Genomic DNA, 14,716 nt, shown 5'->3' on the forward strand with positions numbered 1-14,716 from the left:
CTGCTCGCCGGTGGAACGCCGGTGAAACTACTGTTCGTTGGCCCGGTCAGCCGCGCTGGGCGACTACCAGACCAGCCCGCCGACGGTGCTCTCGTCCTGCGAGTGGGCGGTGACCTCGCCGTCCAGCTTCGCCTTGATCGAGTTGATCACCGCGACCTCCTCCGGGGACAGGTTCGCGATCACCGCGAGCTGGTCCTCGGTGGCGCCCTCGAAGCCGTGACCGCTCGCGGCCAGCGCCTCGATCGAGTCAAATGCCATGACTGCCTTCTTTCTTGATCGCTTGCCTGATCCGAACAGACGCCCTGACCGGGCGTCGTCTGTGGAGCCCGCAGCCGCGGGCTCGTCGGGGGTGGCGGCCCCGGCCGGAGGCCGCCACAGGAACAGCACGCCGAGCACGGCCAGCCCCAGGCCGGCACCGGCCAGCACCCAGCCGAGGCCGACCCAGACCGCCAACGCGGCCCCGACCACCGGCGCCGAGAGCTGCAGCACCATCGGCACCACGTTGACCACCGTGGAGACCCTGCCCATCAGCTCCTGCGGTGTGGCGCGCTGTACGAGGTAGAGGAAGACCACCAGGATCCCGGTGGAGCAGAGCCCGATCCCGACCGCGACGGGCGCCCAGAACCCCGCCGCCGCCCGGAAGCCGGTCACCGCCGCCGCGCCGACCAGCGCGATCAGCAAACCGGTCGCCGCCTGGGAGAGCGCCAGCACGGTGAAGGCGTTCCAGCGCTGCCCCCACTGGCCCATCACCGCTGTGCCGGCCACCGCGCCGACCGCCACCGCGGCGATCGCCGGCCCGTACATCCCGTGCGGGAGGCCGAGTTGGACCAGCACCAGCGGTGAGAGCGTGTCGAAGGCCAGCACCAGGAAGACCGTGGCGGACAGGCTCCCCACCGCGACCAGCAGCAGCCGGTTGCCGAGCACGAAGGTGATTCCCTCCCGCAGTTCTCGGCCGAAGCGTCCTTTTCGCGAGGCCCGGGTCGCTGGTTCGCGCGCCGGCAGCCGGAGTCGGGACAGGACCAGCGCCGAGGCGAGGAAGCTCGCGGCGTCCACGACGAAGGCTCCGCCGGGACTGGTCACCACGAGCAGCGCCCCGCCCACCGCGGGCCCGGCCACCTTGCAGAGCTGGGTGGCGAAGCCGCTCAGCGAGTTCGCCGCCAGCAGCGAGTCGCGCGGCACCACCAGGGTGAGCGTCGACTGCTGGGCAGGCGCGAAGAGGGTCGAGACCGAGACCTTCGCCACCGCGAGGACCAGGAGCACCAGCAGGTTGGGCGCCAGCGGGTAGCAGAGCACCAGCGCCGCACGCAGCAGGTCGCAGCCGATCAGGGTGCGTTTCTGCGGCAGCCGGTCGGCCCAGACACCGGCCAGCGGAGCCAGCACGATCCACGGCGCGGCGGCGGCGGCCGAGACCGCGGCGAGCCCGGCGGCTCCCTGGTGCCACTGGTAGGCGACCAGTGACACCAGGGCGACGAAGTCGATCCAGTCCCCGAACCCGGAGAGCAGCTGTCCGCCGAAGAGCAGGCGGTACTGACGGTGAGTCAGCGCGGCGAAGAGCCCGGTCCCGGCCATCGCTAGACCAGCCGGCTCTCGGTGGCCAGCAGTTCATCGAAGAGCACGGTGGCGGTCTGCAGGGTGTGCAGGGCGCTGACGCCCAGCGCCCGGTGGTGTTCGGCGGTGAGCGGCAACTCGTCCAGCAGCCGCAGCAGTTCGTCCCGGTGCCGGATGTCCAGTGCGGCGTGGCGGTGCAGGGTGCGGAACGCGGCGGCGGGGAAGCCGGTGCGCTCCCGCAGGAGGCCGGTGAGCTCGGGCGAGGGCGGGTACCCCTCCAGGACGGCGATGTGGCCGAGCAGGCAGACCGGGTGGTGGTGACGGATCCAGTAGTACTGTGCGCCGACCAGATTGGCGACGGCCGTGCCGGGCATCGCACCCAGCAGCTCGTCGGCCGGGCGGCCGAGGGCGAGCAGGTCCTCGCGCACCCAGTCGTCGTGGCCGCGTTCCTCGCGGCGGTGCCGGGTGAGGTAGTCGACCAGTCCGGCCGCCACCTCGTCCTCGGGTGCGAGCGCGGTGGCGCGTTCCAGGGCCAGGTCCATCAGCGGGACGGTGGCGCGGATCGCGGTGTGCAGCAGCACCAGGTAGCGCGGGTAGAGCTCGGCCAGCGCCGGGGAGTTCCACAGCCGCGCGGTGAGTGCGAAGAATCCGGGTGTCAGCAGTTCGATCTTGCCGCGCAGCAGTGCGCTGTTGGTCCCGGTCACGATCGCCGTCATTCCCGTGCGCCTCCCCCGACCAGTTCGATCGCCCGTAGCAGCGGGTTGTCCTCGGCGGGTACGACCCGCTTGGTCATCGCCCAGCAGAGCCCGCAGATGTCGCCGAACTGACGGTCAGCCAGTTCCCGGAACCGCGGGTGCTGGGTGAGCGCGCCGCCGCCGACGGTGCCGATCGCCCGGTACAGCGGGTCGCGTTGGAAGCCGGCCACCGCCTCGCCGACCTCGGCGCCGCTGGTGCAGTCCCGGCGCAGCGCGGCCGGTCCGCCGCCCATCAGCACGGTCTCGTTGCAGCAGGCGGTGACCCGGCCGTCGTAGCGGACCACCGGGGAGATCACCAGCTCGCAGGCGCCCAGTCGGCGCCCGGGAACCCGCGCGGCCCGTTCGAAGAGCTCGGCGCCACGGCCGTGCGGCAGGCCCTGGGTGGGCACCAGTTCGGCGTACTGCGGCCAGTCGGAGCCGAACGCGGCCCGGAGCAGTTCCTCGGCCCGGGCCGGTCCGCCGTCCTGGTCCACCACCTGCACGACGATCGGCAGCCCGTGGCCGGCGATCACCCGGGCGGCGCCGATGAACCGCTCGGGTCCGGTGCCGGCCTCGTGGTAGGCGTCGGTGCTCAGGTAGACGCAGGCGCAGTGGTCCAGCACCTCGTGGATCCAGGCCGGCGGGTCCACCGCCGCACCCCACACCCCGCTGGTGTAGACGACCAGTTCCTTGCCGGCGTCGGCGATCCGCCGGGCGGCCAGGGTCAGGCCGCGCCGCTCGACGAAGGGTTCGCCGCCGGAGATCCCGATCATGGTGCGCTCGGGGTCGGCGCAGAGCTGGTCCACGATCTGCTCGAAGAGCGCGAAGTCGGTGATCCGCGGGCTGTCCGGGCGCGAGTCCACCGAGCAGTGGGCGCACCCCACCGGGCAGCGGTCGGTGATGAAGAGCAGTGCGGTGGCGCCGCGGGTCTGCCGGATCCGGTTGATCTCGGCGTGGGTCAGCCGCCGTCCATCGCCTTGCCGGGTCAGCCGGCGCATGCCAGGTCCCGTTCCACCGCGCCGCCCAGGGTGACCAGTTCGGCGTACCCGTTGACGCCGAAGCGGCGGGCGAAGCCGAGCGGGCCGGCGGCCACCGAGATCCGCTCCACCGTCTCCCGGGTGGCGATGGTGGACGGCAGCAGGGCCAGTGCCCGCACCCCCTCCTTGACGCCCGGGGTGGTGGACATCTTCCAGCAGGTCTGGCAGTAGCCCTCGCAGTTGCCCTCGCCGGCGTAACGTTCCATCAGGTACTCGGGGCCGTAGGTGCGGATGGCGCCGACCATCGGGGACTCCAGCGCCTTGCGCTTGACGGTCTCCCAGTCGTCGTGCGCGATGTGGCCGAGGAAGAGGTGGGCGGGCAGCGGGACCTTGCCGTCCATCACGTCCTGGTTACCGCAGGAGGTGACCTGTCCGTTGAAGCCGATCACCGGCCAGCAGGCCAGCGAGCAGGGCGCGGCGGTGGCCGGGTAGGCGGCCTGCGGCTGCTGGCCCATCCACTCCCGGGCCCGGCCGACCGGGGCGAGCGGCACCACCAGCATCGGCACCCGGTCGTCGAACTCGCGCCGGACGGCCGCGGTGATGTCGGCCAGGTAGGGGTCGTCCGGGCCCTCGCCGGTGATCTGCAGGCTGACGTCCTTGCCGGCGTCGAGCAGCTCGTGCAGCACCCGGAAGACGTCGGCCCGTGGGACCTCCTCCTCGTGGAAGCGGTCGGTGCTGGCCGCGAAGTGGTCCAGGGAGTCGATGGCCGCCCGGACCGCCTTGGGGATCCTGGGCTTCTGTGCGAAGAACAGGCCGGAGAGCGCATAGCTGCGCGAGCCGACCGCGCGGGCCCGCTCGGCGATGTCGCGGACCAGGCCGGGGCGGAGCATCACCTCGCCGCCGGACATCAGGGTGAGCTCGGGCCGGTTCTGCTCGGTGAAGGTCTCCGCGAAGCGCAGGAACATCCGGGCCGGGTACTGCTCACTGTCCATCAGCGATTCGGTGGAGCAGTGACGGCAGTGCAGCGGGCACCTCCGGGTCAGCCCGAAGTACACCGCCGCGGCCGGAATCGGCCTGAACCGCAGGATCTCCATCAGATGCACGCAGACGCTCCCTTCGGCGTGCGGCCCGCCCGGCCGCAGTTCGATCCTCGGGGAGCGCGGTTCGCCTCTGGTTTCAAAGGGCTTTGAGAACGGCTAGGGCCGGTCCGGCACCAGCCGCCGACGGTCTGTCAGAGCCCGCCGCTAGCATCCGGCTCATGCGAGCTACTGGAACATTCAGCGTCAAGTCCTTCGTCCCGACCGAGCTCTCCCCCGAGCCCGCCGTCGCCACCGGCGTCCCGGTGGGTGTCGCGAAGATGGAGAAGCAGTTCGAGGGGGAGGTCGCCGGCCGCTCCGCGACCCTGTTCACCGCCGCCTTCGACCAGTCGGCGGGCGTGGGGACGTATGTGGCGATGGAGTCCTTCGAGGGATCGCTCGGCGGCCGCGCCGGCGCGTTCAACTTCGCCCACTCGGCGACCACGTCCGGCACCGACCGGAGCGCCGAGTTCTTCGTGATCGTGCCGGCCAGCGGCACCGGCGAGCTGGCCGGGATCACCGGCACCGGCGGGATCGCGGTGGACGCCGACGGGACGCACCGGATCTGGTTCGACTACGACCTCGGCTGAGCCGGGAGCCGGGAAGCCGGGCCAGGCCCCTGGCTCCCGGCCCGGCCCGGTCCGGAGTGTCAGTGGTGTGCCACGCAGCCCTCGGGCTCCTGGGAGCGGTCAGCCCTTGAGCCAGTCCTGGTAACGGGTCGGTGCCAGGCGGGCGCCGGGGCCCGGGGTGAGGACGTCTCCGTGGACGGCGGCGAACAGGCCCGCCTGGTCGTCGACGACGACCGGGCGCTGGTCGCCCCGCGCGGCCAGCGTCATGCGACCGATCTCGTCGAGCGTGAAGGCGTCCGGGCCCGCGATCTCGAGAACCCCGCCGAGCGGCGTGCCGGTGGCCACCTCTGCGAGGACGTCGACGATGTCACGGCTGGCGATCGGCTGGAGCAACGTCGTGGGCAGTCGCACCGCGGTCTCGTCCGAGGTCCACGACATGGTCGGCTCCATGAACTCGAAGAACTGGGTGGCGCGCACGATCGAGTAGGGCGTCGGACCGCCGCGCAGCAACTCCTCCTGGAGCGCCTTGCCGCGGTAGTAGTCCAGTTCGGCGACCTGGTCCACGCCGACGATGGACAGAACCACCTGGTGGCGTACGCCGGCCCGCTCGCCTGCGGCGAGGAGGTTGCCCACCGTGGTCCGGAAGAACTCGATCGACTGCTCGTCGAACGTGGGGGAGTTGGTCACGTTCACCACTGCCTCCGCGCCGGCGAGCGCCGTGTCGAGGCCGGCCCCAGTGAGCAGATCGACGCCGGAGGACAGCGACGCGGCGGTCACCTCGTGGCCTCGTGCGGTCAGCTCGGTGGCGAGCTGCGAGCCGATGAGTCCGGTGCCGATGACGGTGATCTTCATGGTGCGCCTTCTTTCATGAGGCGAGCCCCCGAAAACTCGGACAGCTGATGTCCGAGATAGTACTCGGATATCCTGTGTCCGAGTCAAGTGGAGGTGGCATGAAACTGTCCGGTGGCGTGGAGTGGGCACTGCACTGCTGCGTGGTGCTGACCGCGGCCGGCGATCCGGTGCCGGCGGCTCGGCTGGCCGCGCTGCACGACGTGTCGCCGAGCTACCTGGCCAAGCAGATGCAGGCGCTGTCCCGCGCGGGCCTGGTGCACTCGATCCAGGGCAAGACCGGCGGCTACGTCCTCACCAGGAAGCCCGAGGAGGTCAGCCTGCTGGACGTGGTGCAGGCCGTCGACGGGGCGGGTCCCGCGTTCGTCTGCACCGAGATACGTCAGCGCGGACCGCTGGGGACGCCGCCGGAGCAATGTACGAAGCAATGCCCCATCGCCCGGGCGATGGGAGCCGCCGACGCGGCATGGCGCGCGTCGCTGGCCGCCGTCACGATCGCCGACCTCGCCGCATCGGTGGAGGGCGAAAGCGGTCCCGAGGCCCTGCCGAGGATCGGCGCCTGGCTGAACGCGGACCCGGACGACCGCTCTTAGTCGGGCAGCCGGGTCAGGTCGCCGTGACCCGGCTACCCGACCAAGTCCCTTACTGCGGCACTTCCAGCCCGTGCAGCAGCAGTTCCGCGAGGTGCCCGTACGCCTCCGCGTCGGCCAGGCCGGTGGCGGCCGCCACCTGGCGCTGCTGGATGCGGACCATCACCGAGGTGATCACCTCGGCGGCGAAGGCGACGTGCACCTCGCGGAACGCCCCCTGCGCCACCCCTTCGTCGATCAGCTGCCGGACTCGCTGGGCGGCCGCGCGGGTGTTGCGCTCGTAGACCTCGGCGGCGGGTTCGAAGTCCGCCAGATCGTCGAAGAACTGCGCCGACACCGGCGCGAGTTCGGCCGCGACGGCGCGCAGGTAGGCGGCCAGTCGCCGGGCCGGCTCGGTCTCGGCGGCGGAGGCGGCCTCCACCCGGACGGTGGCCCGCCGGAAGAAGTGCACCACCGCGGCCCGGACCAGTTGCTCCTTGCTGCCCGCCAGTCCGTAGAGCGTCCGCTTGGAGCAGTGCAGCCGAGCCGCCAGGTCGTCCAGGGTCAGCTGGGCGAAGCCCTCGGTGATCAGCAGCGCGACCAGCTCCTCGAAGAGCTCGCTGCGCCGCGCAGCCCCGCGCCCGGTCCGCCTCGGTCCCACGGCGACTGCGCTCTCGATCATCTCGCAAGTATGACAGTCGCGTCTCTACGCGGTCACCTCGCTACGCGGCCGCCGCTCTGCGCTACGCTAACCGGTACTGACGTACCCTCCTCAGTACCGTTTGGCGGCCGCCGCTCTGCGCTACGCTAACCGGTACTGACGTACCCTCCTCAGTACCGTTTGTGTTCCGCTTGGAGTCACCATGGCCGTCGACCGCCTGCTTCCCACCCCCGAGGCAGAGGATCTGATCGCGCTCACCCGCGAGATCGCCGACAAGGAACTCACCCCCCGGGTCGAGGACCACGAGAGCACCGAGAGCTACCCGGAAGGCCTGTTCGCCACCCTCGGCAAGGCCGGCCTGCTGGGCCTGGCCTACCCCGAGGAGTTCGGCGGCGGCGGCCAGTCCTACGAGGTGTACCTGCAGGTCCTGGAGGAGCTCGCGGCCCGCTGGGCCGCCGTCGCGGTGGCCACCAGCGTGCACACCATGGCCTGCTACCCGCTGACCGCCTTCGGCACCGAGGCGCAGCAGGAGCGCTGGCTGCCGAGCATGCTGGCCGGCGAACTGGTCGGCGGCTACAGCCTCTCCGAGTCGCAGGCCGGCTCCGACGCGGCCGCACTGACCTGCAAGGCCGAGCGCACCGCAGACGGGTACCGGGTCACCGGCTCCAAGGCCTGGATCACCCACGGCGGCCGGGCCGGCTTCTACGCCCTGTTCGCCCGCACCGCCCCCGGCAGCCGCGGCGTCTCCTGCTTCCTCGCCCCGGGCGAGACCGAGGGCCTCTCCTTCGGCAAGCCCGAGCGCAAGATGGGCCTGCAGGCGGTCCCCACCACCTCGTCCAACTGGGACGGCGCCCTGCTCGACGCCGACCGCCTGATCGGCACCGAGGGCCAGGGCCTGCAGATCGCCTTCAGCGCCCTGGACAGCGGCCGCCTGGGCATCGCCGCCTGCGCCACCGGCCTGGCCCAGTCCGCCCTGGACGCCGCCGTGGCCTACGCCAACCAGCGCACCACCTTCGGCAAGCGGATCATCGACCACCAGGGCCTGGGCTTCCTGCTCGCCGACATGGCCGCCGCCGTCGACGCCGCCCGCGCCACCTACCTGGACGCCGCCCGCCGCCGCGACGCCGGCCGCCCGTTCAGCCGCCAGGCCAGCGTCGCCAAGCTGACCGCCACCGACGCTGCCATGAAGGTCACCACCGACGCCGTCCAGGTGCTCGGCGGCTACGGCTACACCCGCGACTTCCCGGTCGAGCGGTACATGCGGGAGGCCAAGATCATGCAGATCTTCGAGGGGACCAACCAGATCCAGCGGCTCGTCATCAGCCGCCAGCTGGTCTCCGCCTGAGCAACCACCAGGCCAGAGCCTGTGATCATGGTGCCCGCAGTCCCCGCCGGGGCTGTGGGCACCAACTGCCTGAGGCAGCCAGCTCAGGCGCCAGGGAGGCACCGCTCAGCAACTGATCGTCGACGCCATGCCCTGGACCGGCGGCCCTCCTCCGACGGCCGAGCAACACTGCCCTTCGACCGGCACCGTCACCCTCGACGGCTCACCCTGGCGCACGGCGGCGCCGATGCGGGAGTTTCCCCGGCGACGCTGTCGCAGCGCTTCGGATCCGAACGGGGCCTGCTGCCGGCATTTGCCGCGGATGCCGCAGACGCTGACCGCTGAGGGGCTTCATCCGGGTGGGGTTGGTGGACGCCTCTCCGCGAGTTGGGTGAGGATGGCGAGAATTGCAGCGATGGCAGGCTGTGACTCAGTGCCCGCGCGAACCATGGCTTCTATGACGCGCCCCGGGTCGGGCAGGGGCAGGATGGCCGTGCCGGTGGGCGGGTCATCGCAGAGCAGGCCAGGCAGGATGGTCGCGGCCTGGCCGGTCGCGACGAGCGACAAGGCCGAGCGGAGATCGCCGCAGCTGTGGTCGATGCGCGGGGTGAACCCCGCATTGCGGCAGGCGTGGAGCAGCATCTCCCGGCAGGTGCTGGGTTCCGGGGCAGAGATCCATGCATGATCGCGCAGGACTCCCAGTCCCTCGAGGCCGACTGCCTCTCGCAGCCGTTCAGGAACGGCCAGCATGAGCGGGTCGTGAAAGAGTCCGATGACGGTGGTCCCGCTCGGCGGCGGGGCACCGAGCAGGTGGTAGCGATAGGACACCGTCAGGTCCAGGCTGTGCTGCTTCAGCAGGAGCACGGCGTCCTCCGGTTCGGCTTGCATGATCCGGGGCCGCAGCCGGGGGTGGAGCGCGGCCAGCTCCGCGATGAGGGGGGCGGCCACGGCGTTCAGGGCGCTGGGGGCGCATCCGATGTTCAGCTCACCGCTGAGGTCATGGTCCAGGGCGCGTACAGCGCCTTCGGCCCGTTCCAGCGCGGCGAGTACGTGCTCGCATTCCGCTGCGAGGGCGGTGCCGGCGGCCGTGAGCCGCACGCCCCTGCCCTCCCGGTATACGAGCGTGGCGTCGGCTTCGGCCTCCAGTGCCCGCAGCTGCTGTGACACTGCCGACGGTGTGACCCCGTGCAGGCCGGCGACGACTCCGACTTTCCCGTGTTCGGCCAGGTCGCGCAGGATGACTAGCCGCTTCACATCAATCATGCAGTACATCTTAACAAGAAGCATAGAAAATGTAGCTTGACTTTACTATTTCCGAAGGTCATTCTCGCCGCATGAAGAACGCACAATGCGGGGCGACGAGCTTCGGGCGTGGGAAGCGGCAGGCCCCGCTCGACGGCGGGCGCGACGTCACCGCCACCCGCATCAACCGTCCGTTCAAGCAGCGTCCGGCCACCGCGACGGCCGCAGGGAGGGGCTAGGTCATGCGCGCGGCCCACATCAAGATGACCGTGGCGACGGTGTTCCTCGGCTCGTATCTCGTCGCCAGCAAGGTGATCCTGCGCGAGGTGCCGGTCTTCACCGCCACCTTTGTCAGGCTGGTAAGCGCCTCTCTCGTCCTGGCCGTCTACGTGGCGCTGAAGCCTCCGGGCCGGGTGCACCCGGGACGCAGGGACAGCACGGTGCTTCTTGCGCAGGCCCTGCTGGGCGTCTTCGCGTTCAGCGTCTTCGCCATGTACGGGGTGAAGTTCACCGGGGCCATCGAAGCCGGCGTCATCCTGGGCATGGTTCCGATCTCCGTCAGCCTGGTCGCCCTGGTGCTTCTCAAGGAATCCATCTCCTCGCGCCGGGGAGGGGGCATTGCCCTCGCGGTGCTGGGCGCTTTGAGCATCAACGTGATGAGCGCCCGGACCTCAGCAGGGTCGCCAGGCTCCCATCTCGCGCTCGGTACCTTGCTGCTGGTCTGCGCGGTTCTCTGCGAGGCCGTCTTCATGACCTTCGGCAAACTCCTGACCAAGCCCATTCCCCCAGCCGCACTGTCTCTCATCCTCTCGGCCGTGGGGGCGCTGGTGTTCGCCGTACCTACCGCCATCGAGTTCGACTGGGGCATGATCACCCACATCTCCTGGCAGACGTGGGCGCTGATGATCTATACCGGGGTGGCCGTCAACGGTGTGGCCGCTGTCCTCATGTACGACAGCCTGGACACCGTCGATACCGCAGTCGCGGCCGCCTTCACAGCCCTCACCCCGGTCATCGGTGCGGTCCTCTCCATCGTGTTCCTCGGCGAGAGACTCCACCCCTACCACTTGACGGGGATGGCGCTCGTGGGCATCGGTGTCTTTGTCGTCGCGACAGGGCCGAACGGCTCGGACGGCAGCCAAAAACGTGTCCCGCGCCGCCGAACACTTGGCGAGCCGGTCCCAGCCGCCAAGCGCAGATGACCACGCACGCCGTACCAGGCGCGAGGACTCCAGGGCAGGAGCGTTTCATTTCCCAGCCATGGATGTTGTGGGCGGCGTAGATCATGCGGATCTTCGAGGGGACCAACCAGATCCAGCGGCTCGTTATCAGCCGCCGGCTGGTCTCCGCTTGAGCAACCACCAAAAGAGCACCTTCCCTGCTCAACCTGCCGCGATTACGGATAGTGTCGGTAGAGGCGAGGGAGGTTCGATGATTGCTGGTCCGGGTTTCTGGGACACGGAGATCACAAGAGCGGGCTGGAGACGGGTACCGACACCGGCTCCCGCCGCGTTCCCGGAGGCGGTCGCGCGCCCCGCGGTGTGGGGCCGCAACTTCTACCTGCGCGGGACCGAGCGCCTGGTCATGGAGTGGTCGGACTCGGTGACCCTCTCGGCGGTCCTGCTCAACGGAGTGCTCCGCCCGGTCGCCACGGCCGAGGAGCTGGCCGCCGTCATCAGGCCCTCCCCCGGCCGCCCGCACTGATTCAACGGCGGGACCGGGGCGAAGCTACCGGCGAAAGCCGTCGCCCGGCCGGCCCAGGTCCGCCGCTCGTACTCGTCGAAAGCCGTCACCGACGCTCTGTCCCCTCCCGTTGCGGCCGCGCGGAGATCAACATCGCGGCCGGCCAGGACCCTAACGGATCAGTGCGGGCTGTCCATCGCGCGCAGGGCGGCCAGCACCGCCAGGTCCAGTTCCGGGTCCGCGTTCTCGGCTGAGCTGACGGAGAGTCGGGTGACCACTCCCGCGTAGCGGCGGTGGATCTCGCGAGCGACCTCGGGCACGGTGCCGGTGACGGCGAAGGTGCCGAGCACCTGGTCGTCGATCAGCTCGCCCATCTGCTGCCAGCGGCCGCGCAGCGAGAGACGGTGCAGCTCCTCGTGCAGGTCCTGCCACCCGTGTTGGGCCAGGACCGGGCGGTAGGCGGGGGTGGAGGCGTAGAAGGCGAGACGTTCGCGCAGGCCGGCGAGGTTGGCGGCGAACTCCTCCGCGGTGCGGCCGGTCACGGTCAGCACATTGCCGACGATCTCGAAGGGACGCTCGGTCCAGGCGGCGCCCTCGGCCTCGGCCTGGGCGCGGGCGGCCCGGACGCCGGGCAGCACCCGCTCGGTCAGGTAGGCGAGTGAGGTGAAGGGGTGGCTGATGAAGCCGTCGGCGACGGCGCCGGCGGTCGCGGTCATCAGCGGCCCGACGCCGGCCAGCAGGATCCGGGGCAGCCCGGCGGCGACCGGGTCGGGCGCGAACGCCGGGGTCATCACGGTGTGGGTGTAGAAGTCGCCGCGGAACCTGAGCCGCTCGCCGGTCTGCCAGCTCTGCCAGATCGCCCGCACCGCGTGCACGTACTCGCGCATCCGCGCGGCCGGCCGGTCCCAGGGCATCCCGAACCGCTTCTCGATGTGCGGCTTCACCTGCGAGCCGAGCCCGATGACGGCCCGTCCGCCCGATGCCTCGTGCAGGCCCCAGGCCTCGTAGGCCAGGGTCATGGGGGTGCGCGCGAAGGCGATCGCGACGCCGGTGGCAAGCTCGATCGTCTCGGTCCGGTCGGCGGCCCGGGCGAGCTGCAGGAACGGGTTGTGCGCGGTCTCGGCGACCACCAGCCGGTCCATCCCGCTCCGCTCGGCGGCCTCGGCGGCGGCGAGGATGGTGCGGGGGTGGCCGGAGGCGGACACGTCGAGCTGGAGCGAGGCGGTGGGACGGACCATGCGGCCAACCTTCCCATGTCGGTCGGCACCCTGGTCAGCGGCCCCGCGCCCTGATAGGACAGCCGTATGCGGGCATACGACACGGTCATCGTCGGCGGCGGTCACAACGGGCTGGTCGCGGCCGCCTACCTGGCCGGGGCCGGGCAGCGGGTGCTGGTCCTGGAGCGGCTCGGCCACACCGGCGGCGCGGCCGTCTCGGGCCGGCCGTTCCCGGGGATGCCGGCGCGGGTGTCCCAGTACTCGTACCTGGTGAGCCTGCTGCCACGGAAGATCATCGACGACCTGGGCCTGCGCTTCGCGGTCCGCCGGCGGCGGATCTCCTCCTACACCCCGACGGTGCGCGACGGTCGGCCGACCGGCCTGCTGGTGGACGCCGGCGACCCGGCCCGAACCGCCGCCTCCTTCCGTGAACTGACCGGATCGGACCGGGAGTTCGACAGCTGGACGGAGTTCTACGGGATGACCGGGCGGGTCGCCGAGCGGGTCTTCCCCTCGCTCACCGAACCGCTGCCCAGCCGCGCCGAGCTGCGCCGGCGGGTGGCCGACCCGGCGGCCTGGGCGGAGCTCTTCGAGCGACCGCTCGGCGAGAGCGTGGAGCGCCGGTTCGCCGACGACCTGGTCCGTGGCGTGGTCCTCACCGACGCGCTGATCGGCACCTTCACGCACGCCCATGACCCGTCGCTGCGCCAGAACCGCTGCTTCCTGTACCACGTGATCGGCGGCGGCACCGGGGACTGGGCCGTGCCGGTCGGCGGCATGGGCGCGCTGACCGACGCCCTGGCCGACGCGGCGCGGGCGGCCGGTGCCGAGCTGCGCACCGGCTGCGAGGTGACGGCGGTGGCCGGTGACGGCGTGACGGCGGAGCTGACCTTCCGCGACGGCGACAGCGAGCACCGGGTGGCGGCCCGCACGGTGCTCTGCAACGCGGCGCCGCAGGTACTGGCCCGGCTGCTCGGGGACCCACCGGACACCCCGGCCGGCCCCGAAGGCTCGGACGGCCCGGAAGGCTCGCAGCTCAAGGTGAACATGCTGCTGCGCCGCCTGCCCCGGCTGCGGGACCGGATGGTGGACCCGCGCGAGGCCTTCGCCGGCACCTTCCACATCGCCGAGTCCTACGGCGAGTTGGCGGCCGCCCATCGCGCGGCCGAGGCCGGGCGGTTGCCCGCTCCCGCGCCCTCGGAGATCTACTGCCACTCACTGACCGACCCGTCGATCCTGGGCCCGGAGCTCGCGGCGGCCGGCTACCAGACACTCACGCTCTTCGGCCTGCACCTGCCGGCCCGGCTGTTCGAAAAGGACGAGACCGTCCGGGAGGCCGCGCTGCGGGCCGTGCTGGCGGCGCTGGACGCGGTTCTGGACGAGCCGCTCGCGGACTGCCTGGCCGTGGACGAGCGGGGCGAGCCGTGCATGGAGGTGAAGAGTCCGTTGGACCTGGAACGCGAACTCGCCCTTCCCGGCGGGAACATCTTCCATCGGGAGCTGGCCTTCCCGTACGCCGAGGAGGCCCCGACCGGGGACACCGCGGCCGCCCGCTGGGGTGTGGCGACCGCGCACCCCAACATCCTGCTCTGCGGAGCGGGCGCCCCCCGTGGCGGCGGCGTCAGCGGCATCCCGGGGCACAACGCGGCGATGGCGGTACTCGAACAGCAAGGGTCACGCCAGTCCTGACGGACCGTCAGCAGGCCCTGTGCTACAGCGAATCCTCCAGCTCGGCCGCCTCCGGATCGTCGACGGTGTGCATCGCCGCCTCCTCCGCCGTGGCGGCGCCGCCGCAGATCCCGACGTCCCGGGCGAGCACGTCGCTGCGCGCATCAGCGGCGGCGACCAGGCGGCCCGTCCTGGCCTCGCCGGCCTCCGGGTCGATCGGCTCCCCGTCGGTGCCGTAGGTGTCGCCGACCCCGTCGCCGCCCGACGCGGCGACCTCCGGCAGCTCGGCCGCCAGCCGACGGTCCAGGCTCTCGTGCCCGCGCTGCTCGGCCGCGGTGGTCCCCCAGTGCGTCACCCCGAGCGGATACTCCGGCGGGGCGTAGCCCTCGTCCAGTGCCGACTCCAGGCCGCGCTCCACCAGGGTGTCGGCCGATTCGAGCGGTCCGATGTCGTCCTGCACCTCGGAGCCGTCGGGCTGGTAGACCTCGTCGCCCATCAACGCGTCGTCCGGCATGAGATCCTCCTCGCCGGCCCGTCCAGGGTCGGCGCCAGTACAAGACGCCAGTCACAAGAGCCGCCCGTGTCCGGGAGGCCTCTTC

The 14,716-nt window shown here is 71.4% G+C and carries 16 protein-coding genes; 7 read left to right on the plus strand and 9 right to left on the minus strand.

Going from position 1 to position 14,716, the window contains the following annotated elements:
* Positions 1-63: 63 nt before the first annotated feature.
* Genes BR98_RS13940 through BR98_RS13955 form a run of 4 tightly spaced genes read right to left on the minus strand, consistent with a single transcriptional unit; the run spans position 64 to position 4,353 of the window.
* Positions 64-1,569: an MFS transporter gene (locus BR98_RS13940; protein ID WP_035844823.1), complete on the minus strand. Its 1,506-nt coding sequence runs from the start codon at positions 1,567-1,569 to the stop codon at positions 64-66.
* A 2-nt stretch (positions 1,570-1,571) separates the two neighbouring features.
* Entirely contained in the window at positions 1,572-2,264 is a 693-nt protein-coding gene (locus BR98_RS13945) for an iron-containing redox enzyme family protein (RefSeq protein WP_035844824.1), read from the minus strand.
* On the minus strand, positions 2,261-3,280 hold the full coding sequence (locus tag BR98_RS13950; protein WP_035844826.1) for a radical SAM protein: 1,020 nt from the start codon (positions 3,278-3,280) through the stop codon (positions 2,261-2,263). Before BR98_RS13950 ends, BR98_RS13945 begins: the two co-directional genes overlap by 4 nt.
* Positions 3,268-4,353 (minus strand): radical SAM protein, encoded by a 1,086-nt coding sequence (locus BR98_RS13955; protein WP_324606708.1) that lies wholly within the window; start codon positions 4,351-4,353, stop codon positions 3,268-3,270. Before BR98_RS13955 ends, BR98_RS13950 begins: the two co-directional genes overlap by 13 nt.
* 164 nt (positions 4,354-4,517) lie before the next feature.
* On the opposite strand from BR98_RS13955, the gene BR98_RS13960 reads away from it, so the two are divergent.
* Positions 4,518-4,925 (plus strand): DUF3224 domain-containing protein, encoded by a 408-nt coding sequence (locus BR98_RS13960; RefSeq protein ID WP_035844830.1) that lies wholly within the window; start codon positions 4,518-4,520, stop codon positions 4,923-4,925.
* Between the two features lie 99 nt (positions 4,926-5,024).
* Here BR98_RS13960 and BR98_RS13965 read toward each other — a convergent pair whose 3' ends face one another.
* Positions 5,025-5,756: an SDR family oxidoreductase gene (locus BR98_RS13965; protein ID WP_035844832.1), complete on the minus strand. Its 732-nt coding sequence runs from the start codon at positions 5,754-5,756 to the stop codon at positions 5,025-5,027.
* A gap of 98 nt (positions 5,757-5,854) precedes the next feature.
* Here BR98_RS13965 and BR98_RS13970 point away from each other — a divergent pair, with 98 nt between their 5' ends.
* Entirely contained in the window at positions 5,855-6,346 is a 492-nt protein-coding gene (locus BR98_RS13970; protein WP_035844833.1) for an RrF2 family transcriptional regulator, read from the plus strand.
* 49 nt (positions 6,347-6,395) lie between these two features.
* Here the strand turns inward: BR98_RS13970 and BR98_RS13975 are convergent, their stop codons facing one another.
* Positions 6,396-7,004 carry a TetR/AcrR family transcriptional regulator gene (locus tag BR98_RS13975; RefSeq protein WP_051969748.1) on the minus strand — a complete coding sequence of 203 codons (609 nt, stop codon included), beginning with the start codon at positions 7,002-7,004 and terminating at the stop codon, positions 6,396-6,398.
* A gap of 181 nt (positions 7,005-7,185) precedes the next feature.
* On the opposite strand from BR98_RS13975, the gene BR98_RS13980 reads away from it, so the two are divergent.
* Positions 7,186-8,328, plus strand: coding sequence for an acyl-CoA dehydrogenase family protein (locus BR98_RS13980; protein WP_035844835.1), 1,143 nt, complete (start codon positions 7,186-7,188; stop codon positions 8,326-8,328).
* Positions 8,329-8,658: 330 nt separating this feature from the next.
* On the opposite strand, the gene BR98_RS13985 is transcribed toward BR98_RS13980, so the two are convergent.
* Entirely contained in the window at positions 8,659-9,570 is a 912-nt protein-coding gene (locus BR98_RS13985) for a LysR family transcriptional regulator (protein ID WP_198042221.1), read from the minus strand.
* 71 nt (positions 9,571-9,641) lie between these two features.
* On the opposite strand from BR98_RS13985, the gene BR98_RS39335 reads away from it, so the two are divergent.
* The 3 genes from BR98_RS39335 (at position 9,642) to BR98_RS39340 (ending at position 11,253) form a co-directional block, all read left to right on the plus strand.
* Positions 9,642-9,788 carry a hypothetical protein gene (locus BR98_RS39335; RefSeq protein WP_157537751.1) on the plus strand — a complete coding sequence of 49 codons (147 nt, stop codon included), beginning with the start codon at positions 9,642-9,644 and terminating at the stop codon, positions 9,786-9,788.
* Between the two features lie 3 nt (positions 9,789-9,791).
* The gene (locus BR98_RS13990) at positions 9,792-10,751 is read left to right on the plus strand and encodes a DMT family transporter (protein ID WP_035844837.1); all 960 of its coding nucleotides are present in this window, start codon (positions 9,792-9,794) and stop codon (positions 10,749-10,751) included.
* A gap of 337 nt (positions 10,752-11,088) precedes the next feature.
* Complete coding sequence (locus BR98_RS39340; protein WP_157537753.1) at positions 11,089-11,253, plus strand: hypothetical protein; 165 nt, start codon at positions 11,089-11,091, stop codon at positions 11,251-11,253.
* A gap of 158 nt (positions 11,254-11,411) precedes the next feature.
* Here the strand turns inward: BR98_RS39340 and BR98_RS13995 are convergent, their stop codons facing one another.
* Positions 11,412-12,470 (minus strand): TIGR03617 family F420-dependent LLM class oxidoreductase, encoded by a 1,059-nt coding sequence (locus BR98_RS13995; protein ID WP_035844839.1) that lies wholly within the window; start codon positions 12,468-12,470, stop codon positions 11,412-11,414.
* Between the two features lie 66 nt (positions 12,471-12,536).
* Between BR98_RS13995 and BR98_RS14000 the strand changes: the two genes are divergently transcribed.
* Positions 12,537-14,138 (plus strand): phytoene desaturase family protein, encoded by a 1,602-nt coding sequence (locus BR98_RS14000; RefSeq protein WP_035844841.1) that lies wholly within the window; start codon positions 12,537-12,539, stop codon positions 14,136-14,138.
* A 22-nt stretch (positions 14,139-14,160) separates the two neighbouring features.
* On the opposite strand, the gene BR98_RS14005 is transcribed toward BR98_RS14000, so the two are convergent.
* Positions 14,161-14,631, minus strand: coding sequence for a DUF5709 domain-containing protein (locus tag BR98_RS14005; protein WP_035844842.1), 471 nt, complete (start codon positions 14,629-14,631; stop codon positions 14,161-14,163).
* Positions 14,632-14,716: the final 85 nt, after the last annotated feature.

The sequence above is a fragment of the Kitasatospora azatica KCTC 9699 genome, assembly GCF_000744785.1.
GTDB lineage: Bacteria > Actinomycetota > Actinomycetes > Streptomycetales > Streptomycetaceae > Kitasatospora > Kitasatospora azatica.

Bases quoted from the DNA above. Each gene is read 5' to 3' on its own strand.
- BR98_RS13950 (WP_035844826.1), bottom strand. From the start codon at position 3,280: ATGCGCCGGCTGACCCGGCAAGGCGATGGACGGCGGCTGACCCACGCC.
- BR98_RS13975 (WP_051969748.1), bottom strand. From the start codon at position 7,004: ATGATCGAGAGCGCAGTCGCCGTGGGACCGAGGCGGACCGGGCGCGGG.
- BR98_RS13995 (WP_035844839.1), bottom strand. From the start codon at position 12,470: ATGGTCCGTCCCACCGCCTCGCTCCAGCTCGACGTGTCCGCCTCCGGC.
- BR98_RS13945 (WP_035844824.1), bottom strand. From the start codon at position 2,264: ATGACGGCGATCGTGACCGGGACCAACAGCGCACTGCTGCGCGGCAAG.
- BR98_RS14005 (WP_035844842.1), bottom strand. From the start codon at position 14,631: ATGCCGGACGACGCGTTGATGGGCGACGAGGTCTACCAGCCCGACGGC.
- BR98_RS13970 (WP_035844833.1), top strand. From the start codon at position 5,855: ATGAAACTGTCCGGTGGCGTGGAGTGGGCACTGCACTGCTGCGTGGTG.
- BR98_RS13965 (WP_035844832.1), bottom strand. From the start codon at position 5,756: ATGAAGATCACCGTCATCGGCACCGGACTCATCGGCTCGCAGCTCGCC.
- BR98_RS13960 (WP_035844830.1), top strand. From the start codon at position 4,518: ATGCGAGCTACTGGAACATTCAGCGTCAAGTCCTTCGTCCCGACCGAG.
- BR98_RS14000 (WP_035844841.1), top strand. From the start codon at position 12,537: ATGCGGGCATACGACACGGTCATCGTCGGCGGCGGTCACAACGGGCTG.
- BR98_RS13990 (WP_035844837.1), top strand. From the start codon at position 9,792: ATGCGCGCGGCCCACATCAAGATGACCGTGGCGACGGTGTTCCTCGGC.
- BR98_RS39335 (WP_157537751.1), top strand. From the start codon at position 9,642: ATGAAGAACGCACAATGCGGGGCGACGAGCTTCGGGCGTGGGAAGCGG.
- BR98_RS13940 (WP_035844823.1), bottom strand. From the start codon at position 1,569: ATGGCCGGGACCGGGCTCTTCGCCGCGCTGACTCACCGTCAGTACCGC.
- BR98_RS13955 (WP_324606708.1), bottom strand. From the start codon at position 4,353: ATGGAGATCCTGCGGTTCAGGCCGATTCCGGCCGCGGCGGTGTACTTC.
- BR98_RS13985 (WP_198042221.1), bottom strand. From the start codon at position 9,570: ATGATTGATGTGAAGCGGCTAGTCATCCTGCGCGACCTGGCCGAACAC.
- BR98_RS13980 (WP_035844835.1), top strand. From the start codon at position 7,186: ATGGCCGTCGACCGCCTGCTTCCCACCCCCGAGGCAGAGGATCTGATC.